This is a genomic window from Streptomyces swartbergensis (assembly GCF_002148965.1).
Lineage (GTDB): Bacteria > Actinomycetota > Actinomycetes > Streptomycetales > Streptomycetaceae > Streptomyces > Streptomyces swartbergensis.
This window is the reverse complement of the sequence record NZ_NGFN01000012.1, coordinates 35,369-55,814: the sequence shown is the minus strand read 5'-3', so window position 1 is coordinate 55,814 and position 20,446 is coordinate 35,369. Positions and strand designations below refer to the sequence as shown.

General features: G+C 71.0%; 18 protein-coding genes and 1 pseudogene. 4 read left to right on the top strand and 15 right to left on the bottom strand.

Going from position 1 to position 20,446, the window contains the following annotated elements:
- Positions 1 to 1,766: gamma-glutamyltransferase (gene ggt, locus CA983_RS03950; protein WP_086599475.1), on the bottom strand; the 1,766-nt coding region annotated here is incomplete at its 3' end.
- A 105-nt stretch (positions 1,767 to 1,871) separates the two neighbouring features.
- Here ggt and CA983_RS03945 point away from each other — a divergent pair.
- Positions 1,872 to 2,627 carry a hypothetical protein gene (locus CA983_RS03945; RefSeq protein ID WP_086599467.1) on the top strand — a complete coding sequence of 252 codons (756 nt, stop codon included), beginning with the start codon at positions 1,872 to 1,874 and terminating at the stop codon, positions 2,625 to 2,627.
- Between the two features lie 116 nt (positions 2,628 to 2,743).
- On the top strand, positions 2,744 to 4,312 hold the full coding sequence (locus CA983_RS03940) for an alpha/beta fold hydrolase (protein WP_086599466.1): 1,569 nt from the start codon (positions 2,744 to 2,746) through the stop codon (positions 4,310 to 4,312).
- 223 nt (positions 4,313 to 4,535) lie between these two features.
- On the opposite strand, the gene CA983_RS03935 is transcribed toward CA983_RS03940, so the two are convergent.
- Together CA983_RS03935 and CA983_RS03930 are read right to left on the bottom strand one after the other, a co-directional pair.
- Complete coding sequence (locus CA983_RS03935; RefSeq protein ID WP_086599465.1) at positions 4,536 to 5,279, bottom strand: amino acid ABC transporter ATP-binding protein; 744 nt, start codon at positions 5,277 to 5,279, stop codon at positions 4,536 to 4,538.
- A 172-nt stretch (positions 5,280 to 5,451) separates the two neighbouring features.
- Positions 5,452 to 5,859 (bottom strand): DUF6278 family protein, encoded by a 408-nt coding sequence (locus CA983_RS03930; protein ID WP_086599464.1) that lies wholly within the window; start codon positions 5,857 to 5,859, stop codon positions 5,452 to 5,454.
- A gap of 227 nt (positions 5,860 to 6,086) precedes the next feature.
- On the opposite strand from CA983_RS03930, the gene CA983_RS03925 reads away from it, so the two are divergent.
- Complete coding sequence (locus CA983_RS03925; protein ID WP_086599463.1) at positions 6,087 to 7,847, top strand: SGNH/GDSL hydrolase family protein; 1,761 nt, start codon at positions 6,087 to 6,089, stop codon at positions 7,845 to 7,847.
- Between the two features lie 33 nt (positions 7,848 to 7,880).
- Here the strand turns inward: CA983_RS03925 and CA983_RS03920 are convergent, their stop codons facing one another.
- From CA983_RS03920 to CA983_RS46115, 4 genes are all read right to left on the bottom strand, one after another.
- A complete protein-coding gene (locus CA983_RS03920) occupies positions 7,881 to 8,660 on the bottom strand; it encodes an exodeoxyribonuclease III (RefSeq protein WP_086599462.1) in 780 nt (259 codons plus the stop codon).
- A gap of 52 nt (positions 8,661 to 8,712) precedes the next feature.
- Positions 8,713 to 9,348 carry an MBL fold metallo-hydrolase gene (locus tag CA983_RS03915; RefSeq protein WP_086599461.1) on the bottom strand — a complete coding sequence of 212 codons (636 nt, stop codon included), beginning with the start codon at positions 9,346 to 9,348 and terminating at the stop codon, positions 8,713 to 8,715.
- A gap of 33 nt (positions 9,349 to 9,381) precedes the next feature.
- The gene (gene pcaDC, locus CA983_RS03910; RefSeq protein ID WP_086599460.1) at positions 9,382 to 10,686 is read right to left on the bottom strand and encodes a bifunctional 3-oxoadipate enol-lactonase/4-carboxymuconolactone decarboxylase PcaDC; all 1,305 of its coding nucleotides are present in this window, start codon (positions 10,684 to 10,686) and stop codon (positions 9,382 to 9,384) included.
- Between the two features lie 420 nt (positions 10,687 to 11,106).
- Complete coding sequence (locus CA983_RS46115; protein WP_158101827.1) at positions 11,107 to 11,274, bottom strand: hypothetical protein; 168 nt, start codon at positions 11,272 to 11,274, stop codon at positions 11,107 to 11,109.
- Between CA983_RS46115 and CA983_RS47585 the strand changes: the two are divergent.
- Positions 11,273 to 11,431 (top strand): annotated as a pseudogene (locus CA983_RS47585) (AMP-binding enzyme); the annotation flags it as partial. The gene CA983_RS46115 and the pseudogene CA983_RS47585 sit on opposite strands and share 2 nt — an antisense overlap.
- 261 nt (positions 11,432 to 11,692) lie before the next feature.
- Here the strand turns inward: CA983_RS47585 and CA983_RS03900 are convergent.
- The 8 genes from CA983_RS03900 to CA983_RS03865 form a co-directional block, all read right to left on the bottom strand.
- Positions 11,693 to 12,757, bottom strand: coding sequence for a hypothetical protein (locus CA983_RS03900; protein WP_086599459.1), 1,065 nt, complete (start codon positions 12,755 to 12,757; stop codon positions 11,693 to 11,695).
- Positions 12,758 to 12,828: 71 nt separating this feature from the next.
- Positions 12,829 to 13,101 (bottom strand): MerR family transcriptional regulator, encoded by a 273-nt coding sequence (locus CA983_RS03895; protein WP_086599458.1) that lies wholly within the window; start codon positions 13,099 to 13,101, stop codon positions 12,829 to 12,831.
- The gene (locus tag CA983_RS03890; protein ID WP_086599457.1) at positions 13,101 to 13,829 is read right to left on the bottom strand and encodes a hypothetical protein; all 729 of its coding nucleotides are present in this window, start codon (positions 13,827 to 13,829) and stop codon (positions 13,101 to 13,103) included. Before CA983_RS03890 ends, CA983_RS03895 begins: the two co-directional genes overlap by 1 nt.
- A gap of 12 nt (positions 13,830 to 13,841) precedes the next feature.
- On the bottom strand, positions 13,842 to 15,866 hold the full coding sequence (locus CA983_RS48850; protein ID WP_279628414.1) for a hypothetical protein: 2,025 nt from the start codon (positions 15,864 to 15,866) through the stop codon (positions 13,842 to 13,844).
- Complete coding sequence (locus CA983_RS03880; protein WP_167407320.1) at positions 15,859 to 16,101, bottom strand: S-type pyocin domain-containing protein; 243 nt, start codon at positions 16,099 to 16,101, stop codon at positions 15,859 to 15,861. The genes CA983_RS48850 and CA983_RS03880 overlap by 8 nt, the downstream gene beginning before the upstream one ends.
- A 217-nt stretch (positions 16,102 to 16,318) precedes the next feature.
- Positions 16,319 to 17,203 carry a hypothetical protein gene (locus tag CA983_RS03875; protein ID WP_086599472.1) on the bottom strand — a complete coding sequence of 295 codons (885 nt, stop codon included), beginning with the start codon at positions 17,201 to 17,203 and terminating at the stop codon, positions 16,319 to 16,321.
- Positions 17,200 to 19,377, bottom strand: coding sequence for a hypothetical protein (locus CA983_RS03870; protein ID WP_244206621.1), 2,178 nt, complete (start codon positions 19,375 to 19,377; stop codon positions 17,200 to 17,202). Before CA983_RS03870 ends, CA983_RS03875 begins: the two co-directional genes overlap by 4 nt.
- Positions 19,374 to 20,297, bottom strand: coding sequence for a hypothetical protein (locus tag CA983_RS03865; RefSeq protein ID WP_086599455.1), 924 nt, complete (start codon positions 20,295 to 20,297; stop codon positions 19,374 to 19,376). Before CA983_RS03865 ends, CA983_RS03870 begins: the two co-directional genes overlap by 4 nt.
- Positions 20,298 to 20,446 lie beyond the last annotated feature (149 nt).

Here is a 20,446-nt window from a genome sequence, read left to right as displayed (position 1 = left end):
CCCCGCCGCACGGTCTCAGCCGCAGCGAGCCACTTCCCACCCGGCAACCGCTGAACCCCCGTGGCCGCCCCGATCTCCGGATTGGCCTTGAAGGAGTGCCCGATCGCTTCGAGCTGCTTGCGCACGCCACTGTCGAGACCGGGTTCCAGCTCGGTCTGCGCGGCGTTCCGCTGACTGGCGCGCGGCGCCGCGATCGCGTCGACGAGCGGCAACCCCCGGTCGAGGAACCCGGTGAGCGTCTGCAGGACGGTCGTGATGATCGTCGCGCCACCCGGCGACCCCAGCGCCACCACCGGCTTGTCGTGCCGGTCGAGAACGATCGTCGGCGACATGGACGACCGCGGCCGCTTCCCCGGCCCCGGCAGGTTCGGGTCGTGCACGGCGGGGTTCGCCGGGGTGAAGGAGAAGTCCGTCAGCTCGTTGTTGAGGATGAACCCCCGCCCCGGCACGGTGATCCCGCTGCCACCCGTCTGCTCGATGGTGAGCGTGTAGGCGACGACGTTCCCCCACTTGTCGGCCACCGTCAGGTGCGTCGTGCTGTCGCCCTCGTACGTCGTCGGGGCGGCGGTACCACCGGAGCCACACCGCGCGGGATTGCGCGGGTCGCCCGGCGCCACAGGACTCGTCAGCACCGCGTCGTCCTTGATCAGGCACTCGCGCGAGTCGGCGAACCGCTGCGACAGCAGCTCCTTCGTCGGTACGTCCTCGAAGGCCGGGTCGCCCACCCAGCGGCCCCGGTCCGCGAAGGCGATCCGGCTGGCCTCGATGTAGCGGTGCAGATACTGCGCCTGGCTCGCCTTCGACAGGTCGGTCCGCTCCAGGATGTTGAGCGCCTCGCCGACCGTCGTACCGCCGGAGGAGGACGGCGCCATGGAGTAGACGCCGAGGCCGCGGTACGCGGATTTGGTGGGCGCCTGGAGCTTGGTGCGGTAGGCGGCCAGGTCCCTCTCGGACAGGTCGCCGGGGCGGGCGTTCCAGCCGGACGCCGGGTCCACGGGCGGCTTGTTGACCGTGTCGACGATGTCCCGGCCGATGTCACCGCGGTAGAGCGCGCCGACGCCCTTGCGGGCCAGCTCCGCGTAGGTGCGGGCGAGGTCGGGGTTCTTGAAGGTGGAGCCGACGACGGGGAGCCGTCCGCCGGGCAGGAACAGCTCGGCGGTGTCCGGGAAGTAGCGGAAGCGGGTCTCGTTGGACGCCGTCTGCGAGCGGAAGGTCTCATCGACCGTGAAGCCGTCACGGGCGAGCCGCTCGGCCGGCTTCAGGACGCTCCCGAGCCGCTTGCTGCCCCAATGGTCGAGCGCCGTCTGCCAGGTGGCGGGCGTGCCCGGGGTGCCGACGCTCAGGCCGCTGCTGACGGCCTGGGCGAAGGGGACGGGCTTGCCGTTCTCGACGAACAGGTTCTTGTCGGCGGTCAGCGGGGCGGTCTCCCGGCCGTCGATGGTGTGGACCGTACGGGACTTGGCGTCGTAGTAGACGAAGTAGCCGCCTCCGCCGACGCCGGCCGAGTAGGGCTCGGTGACGCCGAGCGCGGCGGCCGTGGCGACGGCCGCGTCGACGGCGTTGCCGCCCTTCCTGAGGACCTCGATCCCGGCGGCGGAAGCGTCGGGGTCGACGCTCGATACGGCGCCGCCGTAGCCGACGGCCAGCGGGGACTTCTCACCGCCGGTGCTCTGCGCGGCGGGTGGCGGCGCCGCCGCTCCCGCCGACACCACCACAGCGGCCGAAACCGCCAGGACCCTCAGATTCCGTGCGACAGGGCGACGCATCCGCACCTCCAGTGAAAGGCCGTCCGCGCAGCTTAATTCATCGCCATGGCCGCGTCAGGAACGTGTCGAACACGGGTGTGTCGACGCCCGCTACCATGCGCGCCCATGAATGACGACGTGCGCAACATCGTCCTGGGCGTGGTCGCGGCGGGTATCAGCGCCGCGCTCGGCTGGGTGGCCCGCACCTATCTGTACCGGCGCAAGCTCCGCCGGAAGCAGGCCTTCTTCGGACTGCCCGACAACTCCGAATCCCTGCTGGTGGTGAACCGGGGCGCCGCGGGGCCCGAGTTCGCCGTGATGCGCTACGACGTGTTCGCGCTGCTCGAACTCGCCGCGCTGATCAAGGACTGCAACGCCCACGCCCAGATCCTGCCGCACGACACGGCACGTCAGGGCTTCGGCGAGCGCACCGAGTTCTGTGTGGGCGGACCGGCGTCCAACCGCCGTATGGCGGCCCACCTGTCCTCCCTGCTGCCCGGTGTGCGGGTGAACGTCGACGCCGAACCGAGCCCGGACCGGGGCTCGTTCCTGATCGGCTCCGAGCGCTACCGCGTGGAGAACGGCAGGGAGGAGTACGCGCTGCTCGCCCGGCTCACCGCGGAGCGGAGCCAGCACACCCGTCCCGTCTTCCTCTTCTGCGGCCAGACGTCGATCACCAACCAGGCCACCACCCGCTATCTCGCCCGCAACCACGAGCGGCTGGCCCGCAAGTACGGCAACAACTCGTTCGTGCTGCTGCTGAAGGTGATCAACTCGCAGGCGTACGGGCCGGACGTCGTGGAGATGGTCGAGGACGTGACGCGCGTGGCACAGACGCCACTCCCCGCCCCGGCTCCACGGGGCAGCCACCGGGCCTCCTGAAGTCCTCCACTTCTCAACAATCGTTACTGGCACGTAACTTACCGACGGGTTACCACTGGTAAGGGGTCGAGGTTACCGTCTGGTCACTTTGCACTGACACGAGTGAGGAGTGACCCGTGGGACATCACCGCAAGGCCCTGCGCACCACCGCCGTAGGCGCCGTCTCGGCGACCCTGGTCGCCGGTACAGCCCTCGGACTCGCCCCCACCGCCCAGGCGGCGCCGAGCCCCATCCGGTTCGTCGACATCACCGGCGACGGCGGCACGGTCCTCAAGGCCAACGTCGTCACCCCGGCCGGCGCCGACGGCACGCGCCGCTACCCGCTGCTCGTCATGCCCACGAGCTGGGGTCTGCCTCAGGTCGAGTACCTGGCCCAGGCCCAGAAGCTCGCCGACTCCGGGTACGTCGTCGTCACCTACAACGTGCGCGGCTTCTGGCAGTCGGGCGGCGAGATAGAAGTCGCGGGCCCGCCCGACGTGGCCGACGCCTCGAAAGTCATCGACTGGGCGCTCGCCAGCACCCCCTCGGACGCCGGGCACATCGGCATGGCGGGCGTCTCCTACGGCGCCGGCATCAGCCTGCTCACCGCCGCGCACGACAAGCGGGTCCGCGCGGTCGCCTCGCTGAGCGGCTGGGCCGACCTGATCGGCTCGATCTACTCCGGGCGCACCCAGCACGTCCAGGCGGCCGCCCTGCTGGACGGCGCGAGCCTGGTCACGGGCCGGCAGGGCGCCGAACTCCGGCAGGTCTTCGACGACTTCTACTCCTCCAACCTGGCGAAGGAGCCGGAGCTCATCGCCTGGGGGAAGAAACGTTCCGCTGCGACCTACGTCGACCAGATCAACAAGAACGGCGCGGCGATCATGCTCGCCAACGCCTGGGGCGACACGGTCTTCCCGCCCAACCAGTACGCCGACTTCTACGAGAAGCTGACCGGCCCGAAGCGGCTGGAAATGCGCCCCGGGGACCACGCCACCGCCGAGCTGACCGGCCTGTTCGGGCTGCCCAACGACGTGTGGAAGGACACCGAGCGCTGGTTCGACCACTACCTCAGGGGCGAGGACAACGGCATCGACCGGGAACAGCCCGTCCAGCTCAAGTCCCGTGCGGCGGGCGGCTACGAGGGCTACCCGGACTGGAAGTCGGTCGCCGCGAGGAACCGGAAGATCGACCTCGCGGGCACGACCACGATCCGCACGAACGTGAACTCGGGGGCCGACGGCGGAGTCGTCTTCCTGTCCAGCATCCTCGACCAGGTGGCCCAGCTGCCCCCGGTCGCCTCCATCCCGCTGCTCCCCCGCCGCTGGGCCGCCGTGTGGCAGTCGGAGAAGTACGCCACGGCCCAACAGGTGCGCGGAACGGCGAAGTTGCACACGACCCTCACCCCGGCCAAGGAGAGCGGCACCCTCGTCGCCTACCTGTACGACGTGGGGCCGCTCGGCCTCGGCAAGCTGGTCTCCCACGCGCCGTACACCTTCCACGGGCGCACCCCCGGAAAGCCGTTCGGCGTCGACCTGGAGCTGTACTCCACGGCCTACGACGTCCCGGCCGGGCACCGCCTCGCCCTGGTCGTCGACACGGTCGACCCGCTCTACATCGAGCACAACCCGTCCGGCGCGCAGCTGACCTTCTCCTCGCCGGAGAACGACCCGTCGTACGTGTCGGTTCCGCTGCGCGAGCAGTGATCTCCGGCTGCCGCCGGACGGGCCTGGCCGATGTGAACCGCCGCCCCCGTGGCCGACAGGGCCGTGGGGGCCGCACCCGGCGGGAGTGGCCCGCGGAGCGGGCGGGCGGTCTGCTCACCCCGGGCGGGATCGGCGGAATTCGGCGAAGTCCCCCTCTCCGACAGGGATGAAGGGCACATCGTAGTCGAGGTCCGATGCGACGAGCCGTCCGGAGCCCCGCCGTTCAGTGCTTGAGGATCTTGGAGAGGAAGTCCTTGGCGCGGTCGCTGGTGGGGTTGGTGAAGAACTCGTCGGGGGTGCGGTCCTCGACGATCCGGCCGTCGGCCATGAAGACGACGCGGTTGGCGGCCGAGCGGGCGAAGCCCATCTCGTGCGTGACGACGATCATGGTCATGCCGTCGCGGGCCAACTGCTTCATGACCTCCAGCACCTCGTTGATCATCTCCGGGTCGAGGGCCGAGGTCGGCTCGTCGAAGAGCATCGCCTTGGGCTCCATGGCCAGGGCGCGGGCGATGGCCACGCGCTGCTGCTGGCCGCCGGAGAGCTGCGCCGGGTACTTGTCCGCCTGGTCGGCGACGCCGACCCGGTCGAGCAGTTCACGGGAGCGCTTGTCGGCGTCCTCCTTCTTGCGCCCGCGCACCTTGACCTGCCCCAGGGAGAGGTTCTGCAGGACGGTCTTGTGGGCGAAGAGGTTGAACGCCTGGAAGACCATCCCGACGTCGGCGCGCAGCCGCGCGAGGGGCTTGCCCTCCTCCGGCAGCGGCTGCCCGTCGAGGATGATCTGTCCGGACTCGATGGTCTCCAGACGGTTGATCGCCCGGCACAGTGTCGACTTTCCCGACCCCGACGGGCCGATGACCACGACCACCTCCCCCCGGCCGACGGTGAGGTTGATGTCCTGGAGGACATGCAGCTCACCGAAGTGCTTGTTGACGTCACGCAGCTCGATCAGCGGATCGACGGCCATGCTCAGCCCTACTCACTCTCAGCTGTGTGGTGGTTGCCGCAACGTATCCAGGCAAGATCGGACTTGAACGGCGACACGCACTTTTCGATCATTAGCCGTATTTACGGCGGACTTTGGGCCAAAGGTTCTGAGGCTCAGCGGTTCTGAGGATCAAGCGTTCTGAAGACCAGTCTCACGCCTCCGCGACTTCCGCGTACAGCTGGGACAGCTCGGGCACGCCGTTCGCGGCCCATTCGTGACCGGAGTCCACGACGTCGAACTCCCGGCCGGAGGCGAGCCGCACGACGGGCTGCCCGTCGGACCGGATCTCCCAGGCCGCTCCGGGCACGCTGCGCACGATGACGGTGCCCAGGTAGAGCCCTGCGTCGTTGCCGAGCCAGGTCAGGGTCTCCTCGTCGTCCCGCCAGAGTGGCACGAGCTGGTCCAGCGCCTCCAGCGAGGCCGCCGAGTCGTCCAGCCGGACACCCGCCCGGGACGCCTGGGAGCGCAGCAGTTCACACTCGGCAAGGAGTTCCGCGATGCCTGCCGGATCGGGAACCCCGAGCTTCCGGCGCCGGTTGCCCAGGAAAGGGATGTTCATAAGCCCAGCGTGTCATTCGTACCGCCGTACGCACCACAGGCGCGCGGGCTCGCCGGTACCTGACAAGTTCACGCCGAGTTCGTGCAGGGCTCGTTGACGTGCCTCTGCCGTCTCCCTAGTTTCACCGTGCGTCGCGCCTCGTCCGCCTCGGCTTTTGCCGTGTCATCTGTTCCGTTCCTGCGTTTCGTCTTGTTGCGTCGTGTGTCGATGAGCGGGAGGAGTCGGCCGTGCGCCGATGTGTCCGGGGGATCCTGATCGTCCTGGCCCTGTGCGGGTCCCTGGTGCCGGCGGTGCCTGCGCAAGCCGTCGAGGAGCGGCGGGCCGCACCGGTGCCGCTTGAGCGGCTGTTCGACAACGTCGCCGTCAGCAACGAAGGACGGCCCGCGCAGGCCGACTTCGACGGTGCCGGTGCCTCCCTGTCGGCGCGGGACCTCGCGGCCGCGGGCTGGACGCCCGGCCGTCGCCTCACCGTCCAGGGGGCCCGGCTGACCTGGCCGCGGCGGCAGCCCGGCGAGCCGGACAACGTCCGCGCGGCCGGCCAGGACGTGCGCGTCACGGGGCGCGGGGACGCCCTCGCCTTCCTGGTGGCGGGCACCGCCGGCACCGAGGTGGGCGGCCCGGGCGTGATCACGTACGCGAACGGCACCCGCTCCGGGTACCGGCTGACCGCGCCCGACTGGCGCACCGGGCCGCTCGCCACGAAGGCGGTGGCCCTGCCTCACATCAACACGCCCGGCGGGCAACTCACCGAGCGGGCCCGCCTGTACGTCGTGACGGTGCCGCTGGCGCCGGGGCGCCCGGTCGCCTCGGTCCGGCTGCCGCAAGCGCCCGGGCTGCACGTCTTCGCGGTGTCGGTCCGGACCGCGACGCGGGGCTGGACGGGCAGCTGGACGACGTCGACCTCCGGCTACACCGCCGTGGGGCCGTGGACGGACCGGACGCTGCGGCTCGTGGTGCACACGTCGGCCGGCGGGCCCCGGGTGCGGGTGCGGTTCGACAACACCTTCGCGGCGGCGCCGGTACGGATCGGCGGCGCGACGGTCGCCGTGCAGGCGTCGGGCGCGGCGGCACGAGGGACGCCGGTGCCGCTGTCCTTCGGCGGTGCGGGGGACGTGGAGATCCCGGCCGGGGCCCAGGCGTACAGCGATCCGCTGGGCTTCGCCGTCCCGGCGGGCGCCAACCTGCTGGTGAGCTTCCATCTGCCCGGCACGGTGGCGGCGGCGCCCGTGCACCGGCTGGCGCAGCAGCGGTCGTACGTCAGCGGGCCGGGCGACCACGCGGCGGACGTCTCCGCGGACGCGTACGACTCGGTGATCACCAGCTGGCCGCTGCTCGCCGGGGTCGACGTGAGCGGCGGGCCCGGGTCCGTCGTGCTGCTCGGGGACTCGATCACCGACGGCGACAGGTCCACGGTGGACGCGAACCGGCGGTGGCCGGACGTGCTGGCCGGCCGGCTGCTGAAACAGACCACGGTCCCGCGCTACGGCGTACTGAATCAGGGCATCTCGGGCAACCGTGTGGTCACCGACCGGTATCCCGGCGACGGGGTGTCCACGGACGCGGCCGGGGTGAGCGCCCTGCACCGGTTCGACCGCGACGTCCTCGCCCAGCCGACGGCTCGTACGGCCGTCGTCTTCGAAGGCGTCAACGACCTGCGCTGGGACACCTCGGCGGAGCAGGTGATCGCGGGGCTGCGCGAGCTGGCGGCACGCGGGCACGCCCGGGGCGTCAGGATGCTCGCGGCGACGATCCTGCCCTGCGAGGGCGAGGCGCGCTGCACGGCCGCCGTCGACGCCGAGCGGGTCGCGGTGAACGAGTGGATCCGGGACGGCGGGGTCTTCGACGGCGTGCTCGACTTCGACGCGGTGGTCCGGGATCCGCAGCGGCCGTCCCGGATGCTGCCCGCGTACGACAGCGGGGACCATCTGCATCCGGGCGACGCGGGGCTGGCGGCCCTGGCGGACTCGGTCGACCTGCGGCTGCTCTAGCGGGTGTCGGGTGGGACGGGTCGCAGGCAGTTCCTAGACGTCGAGGTCCACCACGACCGGGGCGTGGTCCGACGCGCCCTTGCCCTTGCGCTCCTCGCGATCCACGTACGCGTCCTTGACCGCCTTCGTGAACGGCTGGTTGGCGTACACGAGGTCGATGCGCATGCCGCGGTTCTTCGGGAAGCAGAGCTGGCGGTAGTCCCAGTACGTGAACGGGTGCTCGTACTTGAGGGGCCGCGGGACCACGTCGGACAGACCCGCCTCGCGCAGGGAGGCGAGGGCGGCGCGCTCGGCCGGGGTGACGTGGGTGGAGCCCTCGAAGGCCGCGCGGTCATAGACGTCGTCGTCCGTCGGCGCCACGTTGTAGTCGCCCATCACCGCGAAGGGGCGGCTGCCGGACGCGTCACCGGCGACGGCGGCCTTGAGGGCCTCGAACCACTGGAGCTTGTAGGCGTAGTGGGGGTGGTCCACCTCACGGCCGTTCGGCACGTAGACCGACCAGACGCGGAGCGGGCCGCACGTCGCCGAGATGGCGCGGGGCTCCACCGAGCCGTCGAAACCGGGGTCGCCGGGCAGGCCCTTGACGACCTCCTCGATGCCGACGCGGGAGAGCACCGCCACGCCGTTCCACCGGCCGGTCGCGTGGACCGCCGACTCGTAGCCCAGCTCGCGCAACTGCTCCGTCGGGAACTGGTCCTCGGCGACCTTGGCCTCCTGGAGGCACAGCACGTCCGTGCCGCTGCTCTCCAGCCAGGCCAGGAGCCTCGGCAGGCGGGCGGTGATCGAGTTCACGTTCCAGGTCGCGATGCGCATGCCCCACAACCTACCCGGCGGGTCTGACAACCCGGCCCGGTGCCCTGGAGCCTCAGACCTCGGCGGAGTCCCCCGGGGTCAGCCGCAGGTGTTCGGAGCCGCCGAGCTGCCCGATCTGGCGGTCGTAGATCGGGCGGGCGAGATCGGTGAGGTAGGCGTCGTGGACGTCGTAGGCGCGCTGCGGCCTGACCTCGCGGACGTAGTCGATGACCTCCGAGATCTTGCTCCACGGGGCCATCACCGGGAGCATCAGCGTCTCGACCCGGTGGCCGGGGACGGTGAAGGCGTCGCCGGGGTGGAAGACCTTGCCGCCGTCGACGAGGAAGCCGACGTTGGTGATCCGCGGGATGTCCGGGTGGATCACCGCGTGGAGCTCGCCGTGGACCTGGATGTCGAAGCCGGCGGCGGTGAAGGTGTCGCCGTGGCCGACGGTGTGCACCCGGCCGGGGAACGCGGAGGAGACCTTCTCCGCGACGGACTTCAGGGTCCAGATCTGCGCGGCCGGGTTGTTCTCCATCGCGGCGCGCAGCCGGAACTCGTCGAAGTGGTCGGGGTGCTCGTGGGTGACGAGGATCGCGTCCGCGCCGAGCGCGGCGTCCTCCTCGCTGAACCCGCCGGGGTCGAGGACGAGGGTGCGGCCGTCCTTCTCGAGGCGGACGCAGGCGTGCGACTTCTTCGTGAGCTTCATGATTCCATCCTGCCTCCGCGCTCCCCCGCGGGCTCACTCCTGGGGCGTGGTCTCCTCGCGGATGACCTGCTGGGCGACCTTGAAGGCGCTGTTCGCCGCCGGTACGCCGCAGTAGACGGCCGCCTGGAGCAGCACCTCCTTGATCTCGCCCGGGGTGAGGCCGTTGCGCAGCGCCGCTCTGGTGTGGAAGGCCAGCTCGTCCAGGTGGCCGCCGGCGACCAGGGCCGTGAGGGTGACGCAACTGCGCGTGCGGCGGTCGAGGCCGGGGCGGTCCCAGATCTCGCCCCAGGCATAGCGGGTGATGAACTCCTGGAAGTCCCCGGAGAACTCGTCGGCCTGTGCCAGCGCCCGGTCAACGTGCGCGTCGCCCAGCACTTCGCGGCGGACCTTGAGCCCGGCGTCGTAGGGGTCGGGCCGTCCCTGGGGCTGCTGCGGCACGACCGGGGCGATCTCGGCGACGGGCCCGGTCTGGACGGGCTGGGCGGGGGCGGCGGACAGGACCGGCTTGACGGCGGCCGCGGGCAGGGCGGTCTGGCCGGTGGAGGTCTCGAAGACGGGCTGCCAGGCGGTGGAGAAGTGCCGCACCAGGAGGTCCGTGACGGCCGCGGGCTGCTCCACCGGAACCAGGTGGGAGGCGCCGGGGACGACGGCGAGGCGGGCGTCCGGGATGCCGGCGACCAGGGTGCGGGCCTCGGCGGGGCCGGTGACCTGGTCGTCCGATCCGACGAGGACCAGCGTCGGCACGCCGACCCGCCCGAGCTCGGCCCGGACGTCGAACGAGGCGAGCGCCTCGCAGGCGGCGATGTAGCAGCCGGGGTCGGTGGTGCGCACCATCTGCACGGCCCACTCGGTGATCGCGGGCTGCGCGGCGGCGAACCCGCCGGTGAACCAGCGGTCGGGCGCGGTACGGGCGATGGGGTCGAGCCCGTTCGTCCGGACGATCACGCCTCTCTGCCGGAACTCGTCGGCCGTGCCGAAGCGCGGCGAGGCGGCGATCAGCGCGAGGGAGGCGAGCCGCTCGGGATGGCGCAGGGCCAGCTCGATGCCGACCGCGCCGCCGAGGGCGCAGCCCGCGTACCCGAAGCGCTGCACGCCGAGCCCTTCGAGGGTGGTCAGCAGCCGTGTGGTGAGGTCGGCGACCGAGCCCGCCGGGTACGCGGGAGCGCCGCCGTGTCCCGGCATGTCGAACCGGAAGACGCGCCACTGCTTGATCAGCTCGGGGATCTGGCGGTCCCACATGTGCCATGTGGTACCGAGGGACGGGCCCAGGATCAGGACCGGAGCCTCTTCTGGCCCGTCAAAGCGGTATTGCAGGGTGTTCGACGGTGTCTCACTCACGCCTCAGACCCTCTCACGTATCACGAAATCACACACGGCCGGGGGAAGCCGGCGGCTCGATGCACCCAGCGGCCCGACTCGTCGGGCATCGCCGACGGCCTCGTCGATCGAGACCAAAGCATTTCCGCGTGCACGCGCGCCCTGAGGCAATGATTCACGATCAGGTTTGTCATGGGCTGCGGGGAGCGGACGGTGACCGTGCTATGCCGCTGAGAGGCCGCGTTGTGGTCGTTCGGGGGTGAAGGTCCGCTGGTCGCGTATGAGGGCCTACAGGACGTCGAGGCGTCGCCGGGCGAGGGCGAGCACTGTGCATCACATCAGCGGTGGGAAGGCGGGGTCGTAGCAGCGGTGCCGGTCGGCGTCGGCCAGTTCGGCGCGCCGGACGTCCTGCTCCGGCCCGGTTAGGCCAGTCAGGAGATCTCAGGGCATCCGGATGTCCTCGGCGACGGCCTGCACGCGCTCGCCGGTGCGCCGCTGCGACCGGTTCGCGCCGCGGCCGGCGTGCCGGGGGGTTACTACCGCAGCGGCGGCGTCGCTCGACGGGGCGAGGACGGCTCGCTGCGGATCCTGGGGCGCACGGAACTTCATGGTCAAGGTGGGCGACGCCCAGATCAGCACCCAGCAGGTGGAAGGCGTCCTGCTGGACCATCCGGCGGTCGCCGAGGCGACCGTCGTCGCGCTACCCGACCCGGTGGCCGGCCACCGCCTGCACGCGCGGGTACGGCTTACGGAGTCCGGCGCGGTGGGGGTACTCGCCCTGCGTGCGTACTGCGCGGAACGCGCCCGTACGGCCGCCGTCCCCTCCGTCCCACATCGACGGGCAAGGTCGACCGCAACCGGGTCCGTCAGTCCCTCACGACGGGCTGACGCGACCCGCCCGGCACGCCGTCGAGACGACATGGACACCCTGATGTCGAGGACGGCGGCCGGGCCACGGCGACGTGGAAAGGGGGCCGCCAGGTGCGGACAACCCTGGCGGCCCCGTGCGGTGAGCGGCCCTGACGGCTCAGGACTCCTTCAGTGCCGCTGCCGTCCTCTGCAATTCCTCCAGCACGGCCAGGATCTGGAAGAGCTTCCGGAACGACGCAATGATGCGCCTGGTGGGCCGGCGGAGCGTGCGGCTGGCGGAACCCAGCATGCCGACCAGAGCGATGCCCTCCTGGTAGGAGGCCGCCGAGGACTCCGCCTCCCAGTGGGCCGACACCATCTGGTCCAGCAAGTCCTTCGCCCCGTCCGGCCAGTCGGGGCGCGGCATGCCGGCGATCCACTCCAGGAACCCCCTGAGCGCCCCGACGCCGGCCTCCAGGTGCTCCGCGAGGCGCTCGGTCGCGGCCCCGAGTTCGTTCGCGGGCCCGTCGATGGCCTTGGCCAGGCGGTTCAGCACGGCCATAGGCGTACTCGGCGGCGCCCCCGGACGACTGGTGCGGTCCGCGTCCGCCAGGATTAGCGCGGTCACCTCCTTCAGCTCCTCCATGGCGGCTTCCACATCGGCCATATCGGCCGCGAGGGCCTCCACATGGGCCTCGGCGTCGACGATCAGGTCGAAGAAGCCGGGGCCCTCCTTCATGTCGTCGGCGGTGCTCTGCCTGGGGGGCTGCAGAAGTGACGGCACCGGCGAGGACGGCGGTCCGCTCTCCCTCGGTGTCCCCTTCTCCGCCGCCAGCAACTCCGTCAGACGCTGCCGCGCGGCGACGGGGTCGCCGTCGTGCGGGGGAAAGGGAACGCACGTCACCGGTCCGGCGGCCCGGAGTTCGTCGGCTCGTTCGGTGACGTGGACGGTGGGCCGGCCGAGCGCGTGCCGCATGCCGAGCCCGAAGGACAGGTCGCCGTCGGATCCGCCGAGGTCCGCGACGACGAAGTCCACCTCGGTGAGCATCCGCAGCAACTGGTCCCTTGGCAGACCGGCGTCGGTGAGCCGGTCTGCTCGCAGGAAGTCGAGACCGAGCTGCTCACACGCGGGGCGGACGATGTCCTCGTAGATGACGGTGGAACGGTGCCGTTGATCAGGGAGGGATGTGCCGGGAGGGTCGGCGCTAATCACGGTGGTACAGACGGCGAGGCAGGTGGGCATCGCAGGCTCCTTCGCGGAGAGCGGTACGGGGGTGGCCCTGCCGGCGGACGGGGTGCCGGCAGGGGAAGAGATCAGTCGAAGAGCGTGAGCGCCACTCCGTCGGCGACCTCGTCGGCGAAGACCGGTCGCTCCTCGATTCCCAGGGCGGCGAGGAGGTCCACGGTGCGGACTCGATGGCGCCGTCCGATCCGGATCGTGTGGCAAGGGAACGCCTCTTCGCCGACGAGTCGGTAGGCAGTGGCCAGGCACATCCCGAAGGCCCTGGCCGCCGTGCGCAGATCGACGCTCACGGGAAGGTCGAAGATCTCACGGAAGGTGAGGGTGGTGTCGTCCCGACCGGTCATCAAGTCCTCCCGGCGCGGCGCAGGGAGAGCGTGGCGACCTGGCGGCCCCGGCCCGAGTATCCGACGCTGGCAGCCGTGTCGGCCAGGCCCCAAGCCCGCGCCAGCGCGCCGAGCCGTACGCCCTCGACCCGGTGGGCGGGGACGGTGATCCGCAGGGTCGCCGACAGGCCGTGGGTGCCGGGCGGCGGGTCGTAGTCCGCCTGCCACAAGTCCTCGCAGTCCGCCGCGACGGGCGTGCCTCCTGCACCGTCCACGTCATCGACGGCCCTCTCGAGGTACGCGGTGCGCCACACGGACCAGGCCCGTGTGCACGCCGAGCGCAGCACCGTACGGCCGGGATCGGCGTCGTGCGGGTCGACTGCCGCCAGCGCCTCGAGGTAGCAGGTTGCGAGTTCGGCTTCGACATCTTCTCGTTCGGCACCGAAGCGCGAGGTGATTTTGAAGGCGGTGCGGCGAAGTCCTGGCAGCCCCAGCCACAGCACAGCGGTGGGCCAGTCGTGCCGCCCGTCGGAGTCCATGTGGACGCGCTCGGCGATCTGACGCCACAGGGCCGTCCGCGTCTCAGGGCAGGCAGAGCGGTCGTAGAGCAGGCGCCGGGCCTGTGCCGGAGTCAGGGGAGTGCCGGACGGCTGGGATCCGTCGAACAGGCACAGCGGGGGTGTCGGGTCGCCGTCCGCACACCGGCGTTCGACGGCGGCGAAGATGCCGCCGGGAGACGGAAAGGTCATCGGTCCTCCTGATCAGTCGGTGTTCGTGGCCGCGGCGTCGCCGCGCAGTTCCGTCAGGGCACGGGCCGCCAAGTCCTTGCCGGGCAGACCTTCGGGACCCCGCCCCATGGCCAGCAGCCAGCGAAGGAATCCGGGCTGCCGGGCCGCGACCAGCGCGTCGAGCAGTCGGCTCAGCGCCCGTGCGCGGTCCTCCGCACCGTCCGCTTCGGAGGCCCAGTCGATGAGCGCGTCGCGCATGGCGGGGAAGGCGGCCGGTTCGTCGAGGGCGTGCCCCACCAGCTCGACGGCACACGACGCCAGCTCGGCGCCGGAGAGCACCTGTTCGCACCACCACGTGAGGTCCGTGCCCGCGATGTTGGGACAGACGAGGCCGGCCACCAATCCGAGGAGGCCGTCGGACCGAGCCCACTCAAGCATCCGGCGCAGCACGTCTGCCCTGGCCGCGGAGTCACCGACCTCGAAATGCCGTACCAGCGCTGCCATCACGACACCGATGAGGGACATGTCCGCGTCGTGGCGCTGCGTTTCAACGAGGTGTCGCAGCAAAGGCAGGGCCTGCGATTCCGGGACCCGTCCGCAGTCGGGGTGGCAGGCGTGCGCGGCCACGCTGCGCAACGGTTCTTCGGCCGCGACGCTCCACCGATCCAGCAATTCGCCGGCCTGCTGCCCGGCCACCGGGTCGCCGACGGCCGTCCCCAGGCACCACGCCGCCACGAAGGGCGCCGCCGGCGACGAGGCCGATGCCAGGTCGGGCAGGTGCTCCAGTGATCGTCCCGCGGTGGCCGCCGCCATGGCCGCGGCACCCCGGCCCGCCCGTTCGACCTGCTCCGCTTCGTGGCCGGGGTGCGCGAGCCAGAGGTGCAGCAGGGGCATAAGGTCCGGGCGGTCGCGGCACAGGGCCTCCCAGACGGTCTCCGTCACCGCGGGCCAGAAGAAGGAGACCGTGTCCGCGCTCTCCGCACCGGGGCGCCGGACGCGGTGCGCTCCGAGAGCGCGCAGCGTCTCGGAGGGCGAGGGACGGACGGGGTCGCCTGCCGCAAGGCCGCGCGGGCTGTGCGTGTCGGGTTCCCGCTTCTCCGACGGTGCCAGCAGCCGCAGCAGGTCCTCTGCCCGCTCCTGCACCACACCTGGGGACATTCCTCCGTAGACGCAGAGGGACAGCAGGTGGGCGAGGAGGGCGGGATCCGCCTGGGCCCGTGCGAGGATCTCGGGCCCCTCGGTCCGGGCCAGGTGCCGCGCGACCTCGGAGCCGGAGACTCCGCTCGCGACGCCCAGACGCAGTACCGTCCGGGCCGCCTGCGCGGCCTGGCGCGGCGGCAGCCCGTCCGGTAGCAGTTCGCCGTGGTGCCCCGGCTCCAGCGACCGCAGCCACGCGGCGCACGCCCCGGCATCGGAACAGCCGTCCGACAGATGGGCGCTGAAGATCTGCCGCGGGTCCGGCGGCAGATGGCGGACGACGGGCATGCTCAGGTTGTCCTCCAGGGCGGCGACCAGCCCCGGAGCTTCCGCCAGGACGAGGACCAGGCGGGCCCCCACCTCGGCCAAGCGCCCTTCGAGGCGGGACATGTCCCATGCCCGGAGCGCGAGGGGGTCCGGGGGCTCCATCACGAGGTATCCGTGCACACCGTGCCCCCGCGGTCCCCATCGGGAGATGTTGACCGCGCCGTCCACCTGGACGAGAACGGGCTCCTCGCTGCCGTGCGCCAGCAGGTTGAGAGCGTGTGTCTCCCGCCCGCTCCCCTGCTCCCCGACGAGTACCACGATGCCCGAGTCGAGCGCGGTCAGGGCCTCCTCGAAGCCGGGAGGCGGCACGAAGCACCGTCGGGCCGACTTCAGACGGCCGGATCGGACGGGTCCCTGGCGCATCGGTGCCGCGCTCCCCCCGTCTTCGGCCGGGCCGCCGACGGTGGTCTGCCGCTGACCGCCCGCCACCACACCCGTGTTGACGGTGCCGTGGGGAGCCACCACGACCATCTCCCGACCGGCCAGGGCCGCGAGGACGGCGGTCAGATCGTCGCTCCGGAACGGTTCACTCATCGTCCGCTCCGGCGTCCGACGGGCCGGTGAACTCGACGGTGGTGACGTGCTGGCCGCCGTGGACGACGCCCGTGTTGATGATTCCGCGTTCGGCGTTCAGGACCGTCGCGGGCTCGGTCTCCGTCGCGCGGCGGGCCCCCGGCGCCGTCGGACGGGGCACCGCAGGCGCGACGGCTTTTCCTGGTGCACGAAAATCAACGACATTGTTCGTATTGCGGTCTTCTTCTGCTCGCATGTCGACCTTCGGTGAACTGAGCGCCCTTGGTGATCGGGCGTTCGCCTTGTGGACACGTCGAGATTCCCGCACAACGGTCCGCAGATCGGTTCCCGAGGACCGGAAAACGAGTGAGCGCAGTCACATTCTTGAAGCGTTTCGGAAAGCGCACCAAAAGGGCGAGGCGCTGCTTTGACAGCAGCGCCTCGCCTTTCCGGTTGACTCGGCGGTCGCGGGGTCAGAATTCCCCGCCGGGGACGGGGCAGCCGAGCGAGGCGATCCGATCGCGCAGGAGGCAGGAGAGTTCCTTCCGCTCCTGCTCGGTCAGCGCGCCCAGCAGTGCGGCCAGTTCCTCCTGCCAGTCCGTGCKCGGAGGGCTGAGCAGCTCTTGGTGGTCGACTGCCCAGTCGAGTACCTGGCGTACCTGGTCCGGGTGCCTCAGGAGCCAGAGCGCCGCCAAGGACACCGGTCCGGCGTGGAGCGCCTGGAGACAGAACTCGTACTCACCCCGCCGGCTGGTGGTCCAGGAGTAGCGGACGCCCGCGCCTTCCTCCTGGCCGAGGAGCAGTTCCTCACCCGTTTCCCGGAGCCGGACGTCGAACACCCGGAAGCTCAGGCCCGTGTCCGCAAGACGCTGCGGGATTCCCAGGTGCTGCATGATCTCGGGGGCTCCGAGTCCGCTGCCGGCGGCCGCCTGCATGTCGGCCAGCCGGTGCAGTGCGCCGGTGAGGTGGCCGCGCACCACATGCCAGCCGTGCACGGTCCTCGTGCGGACCAGCCGCACGGGGTCGTGGACCCACCAGGACACCCACAGGTCGACCGATTCCGTGCCGTAGACCGTGGGAAGGCCGACCGCTCTGGTGTCGACGTGTTCGGTGGTGTCCACCCGGAACGCTTCCGTGTAGTCACCGCCCAGCGAGGGCGCCGCCGCCTCGTCCGGCACGGGCAGATCGGCCCCGCCACCGTCGGGATCGCCACGGCGTCCGAGGAAGTAATAGCTCCCATCCGTGTCCCTCAGCACCAGCGACCACTCCTGTGCCGTGGACCAACGATGGCTGAGGATCTCCCGCCAGGGCGGCCTGGTGACCCTGTGGTAGAGGGGTTCGGTCGATTCGTCGCTCACGCTGCCTCCCACCGTTCGCCGGAGCGCCACCTGTCCAGCGCGGTCCGTGCCGCATACTGCCCGGCCCAGCCGTCCGTCCCTCTTTCCTGCAATTCGACGAAGAGACGGAACTCACCCCTGCGCATAGCACCGGCCAGTGCCGCGAACAGTTTTTCCACGGCCCGGCGCGCCAGGTCGTCCCATTGACCCCGTTCGGCCCAACCGAGCAATTCCGGACACGTCGTTTCGAACACCTCGTCGGAATTCAAGGAGCGGCGTGTCATGTCGACGATGGCGGTCGCGTCAGGATCCCACGCAGCGAGCCGGCGTAAGAACCACTGCGGCGACCGAAGCACATGGGCGAACAGGGCGAGCACCTGGTCCGTGTCGCATCGTCCCTCTTCCAGCCATGCAACGAGCCGGCCGAACACCTGGGCCTCGTGACCGGCCTGGAACAGGCTCATGATCGCGACCCGCACAGCGGCCAGGACCTGATCGTCTCCGTCCACTCCTTCGCCCGTCGACCGGTCCCGGACGCTGAGGAGGAGGGTGCGGAGGAGCCGCAGCGCGAGGTCCGGACGTGAGATGCCGAACTCCGAGCCGCACGCGTAGGCCACGGTCGTTCGGCGCTGAGAGCCAGCGGCCCGGCTCCAGCCGTCGAGGCGATAGCGCACCTCGGCGACGAGAACGGGGTCTTGAGCCGCGATGCCCAGCGCGTTCGCCGCGATGAGACGGCTGTTCACGCGTTCCGACCCGGCGAGCGCCTCAATGTGGCGCAGCGCACGCCGCCCGCCTCCCCACTTCGCCGCGTTGCCCATGAACCTGCCTGCCGCGGCGGCGAGTTCGTCGGTCCGGTCCACCTGCCGCAGCCACTCGACGAGCAGCTCCGACAGCCGTCCGTACTCGCGCCACACGTACCTGAGTACAGCCTCCGCCTGCCGGTGCCTGACGAACGCGATCGCTTCCACGCTGTGCGCGTACACCCCCGCCGTGTGGATCCGGCGCTCCTGCCGGACCGCGCGGACGGCGTGCAGCAGCTCGGTGAGGGAGTGCCGGAAGGCGAACTCCGGGTTGGGGCGTTCGGTCTTCCCGTCCCCTTCGACACCCGTTCCCGGCAGCATCGCGGCCAGACGGCCCTGCGACAGCGTCAGCAGCCTGTCGGCTTCTTCCCGGACGAGCCGGTGGTCCAGCCCCTCGAAGACACAGGCGGCCAGCAGGAACGCCAGGGCGTCCGGATCACCGCGCAGCCTTGCCACGAGATCCGGGACCTCCTGCTCGGCCCGGTAACCCAACCGCGCCTCCAGGTCACCGAGAGCCTCCGGGTCCCCGTCCGCCGCCACGATGGCCGTCACCAGTTCCACCACATCGGCTGGAACCAGCTCGGGAGCCAGCAGATCGCCCAGATCGTGGCGTCCCTCCAGCGCCGACAGCAGACGTTCCCTCTCCCACCGGTCCTCCACCACCGCCTCGAAGTAACTGCCGAACACCATGGCGGGCGGCGGCGGTACGCACATCATGGGCGTGACGTGCAGGTCCTGTTCCAGCCGGCGCAGCAGGTCCACGTCATCGGGTAGGACGATCACCATGCGCGCCCGGACGCCTTCCAGCAGCTCGCGCACATGCCCGAGCACACCGGGGCGCAGTGGCCGGGACGGGAACAGTCCGTCCATGAGGTAACCGCGTGCCAACGCGTCGGTGGGCTGCCAGCGGTCCAGTTCGACGACGCTGTCCAGCGCCCGCAGCGGGGCCTCCTTCCCGCAGCTCGCGCGCAGCAGATTCAGCGCTGTGGTGCGGCGGCCGGTCCCTGCGCGTCCGGCGAGGAAGAGCGGCCCCCGTTCCAGCATCCGCAGCGCTTCATCGAACCAGTCAGGTCGTGCGAACCCGAACTCGGCCGCCCGCACCTCCGCTTCCGGAATGGGCCCTTCACGCACCCTCCCTTGCCGCGGCGCGTGTCCACCGTTCACGGATCCGTTGTGGATGCGCTGCCCACCGTGCACGGAACCGGCGTTGACGTTTCCGTTCGGGGCGTACACGAACGGACCGCCCACCCGCGCGGCGCCTCCGATGGCATCGATCAGCTCGGACAGCTCCCGTTCGGCCTCGTCGCCGTGGGGCGAGCCCTGCGGCGGGAGGCTGGGGACGCCGGGCGCATGGCCTGTCGTCCCGACCGGCGGGATGTCCTCTCCGGGGGTCACCGCCGCCCCTGGTACTTGTCGCCGCGGACCTGGTCCCCCTGGAAGCCCCGGACCCGGCCGGCCTTGTTGCCTTCGACGTGATCGCCGGCGACGTGGTAGTTGCCCACGCTCTGCCCACCGTGGACGGTGCCGGTGTTGATGTTCCCGTTGGGGGCACTGTTCCTCACCTGCCGGACCTTCCCGCCCTCGTTCACCGGTGCGGGCGCGGCGTCGGGCTCCACGGGCACGGTGGCCCCGGCGTTCGCGGGCTCCTCGTACAGGGGCCCGGAGGGCTGCGGTACGTAGATCCACGCCCGCTGGGAGAACGGTTTGCCGTCGACGGTCGCGGCCACCTCGACGAAGTGGTCAAGGTGGCGCCCGGTGTAGCCGCCGGCGACTGCGTCCTCGTAGCAGCGGTCGGAGAGGATGGCTGCCACTCGCGTGACGTTCTCCTTGTGGGAGGCGAGCACAGCCTTGACCGGGCGGGAGTCCAGCAGGCGGTGCGTGTCGTTGCGTGCTGTGCCGTTGCCGCCGAACTCGTCTGCGGTATCGGGCAACGGTCCGATGTGCAGACTGGCCCGCAGCCTGATGGGCAGCGCTCCGTGGGACAGCATGTTGTAGTCGGTCAGTACCTCCTGCAGCGTGAACATCAGGGGGTGAATCACGAACGGCATCCGCGCCGGATCGAATCCGAAGACGTAGCCGTCGCCAGTCGATGCGGGAAACCTGCGGTCATCCCAGAGGTCCCGCAGCTCCGCCCTGGCCAGGGCCGTCTTGAGGAGTGCGGGTACGGCACGGCTGACGCCTTCGTGCTCGATCGCGGGGCGCCCAGTGAAGTCTTTCGCGTCCACGGCCAGGATGCCCCGGTAGGGCGGCAGTGGATGGCTGTGGGCGTTGGGGCCGGTGGGCCGCTCGGGCAGGTCACTGCTGAACTCGCGCATGTCGCTCCTCGGTGAAGCCCGCCCATTCCGCGAGGGGCCGGGCGGGGACGGTGATGCGTGCGATGACGTGCACGAGGGAGCTTCACAGGGAGGGAGCGGCCGTTCCGTTCCGCGGGCCCGAACGGAGGGTGGCGTGAGTCACATGGCGG

Excerpts from the sequence above, each read along its gene's own strand:
- CA983_RS03945 (WP_086599467.1), top strand. The coding sequence starts at position 1,872 with ATGAATGACGACGTGCGCAACATCGTCCTGGGCGTGGTCGCGGCGGGT.
- CA983_RS03935 (WP_086599465.1), bottom strand. The coding sequence starts at position 5,279 with ATGGCCGTCGATCCGCTGATCGAGCTGCGTGACGTCAACAAGCACTTC.
- CA983_RS03930 (WP_086599464.1), bottom strand. The coding sequence starts at position 5,859 with ATGAACATCCCTTTCCTGGGCAACCGGCGCCGGAAGCTCGGGGTTCCC.
- CA983_RS03920 (WP_086599462.1), bottom strand. The coding sequence starts at position 8,660 with ATGCGCATCGCGACCTGGAACGTGAACTCGATCACCGCCCGCCTGCCG.
- CA983_RS03915 (WP_086599461.1), bottom strand. The coding sequence starts at position 9,348 with ATGAAGCTCACGAAGAAGTCGCACGCCTGCGTCCGCCTCGAGAAGGAC.
- CA983_RS46115 (WP_158101827.1), bottom strand. The coding sequence starts at position 11,274 with ATGAAGTTCCGTGCGCCCCAGGATCCGCAGCGAGCCGTCCTCGCCCCG.
- CA983_RS03900 (WP_086599459.1), bottom strand. The coding sequence starts at position 12,757 with ATGCCCACCTGCCTCGCCGTCTGTACCACCGTGATTAGCGCCGACCCT.
- CA983_RS03895 (WP_086599458.1), bottom strand. The coding sequence starts at position 13,101 with ATGACCGGTCGGGACGACACCACCCTCACCTTCCGTGAGATCTTCGAC.
- CA983_RS03890 (WP_086599457.1), bottom strand. The coding sequence starts at position 13,829 with ATGACCTTTCCGTCTCCCGGCGGCATCTTCGCCGCCGTCGAACGCCGG.
- CA983_RS48850 (WP_279628414.1), bottom strand. The coding sequence starts at position 15,866 with ATGAGTGAACCGTTCCGGAGCGACGATCTGACCGCCGTCCTCGCGGCC.
- CA983_RS03880 (WP_167407320.1), bottom strand. The coding sequence starts at position 16,101 with ATGCGAGCAGAAGAAGACCGCAATACGAACAATGTCGTTGATTTTCGT.
- CA983_RS03865 (WP_086599455.1), bottom strand. The coding sequence starts at position 20,297 with ATGCGCGAGTTCAGCAGTGACCTGCCCGAGCGGCCCACCGGCCCCAAC.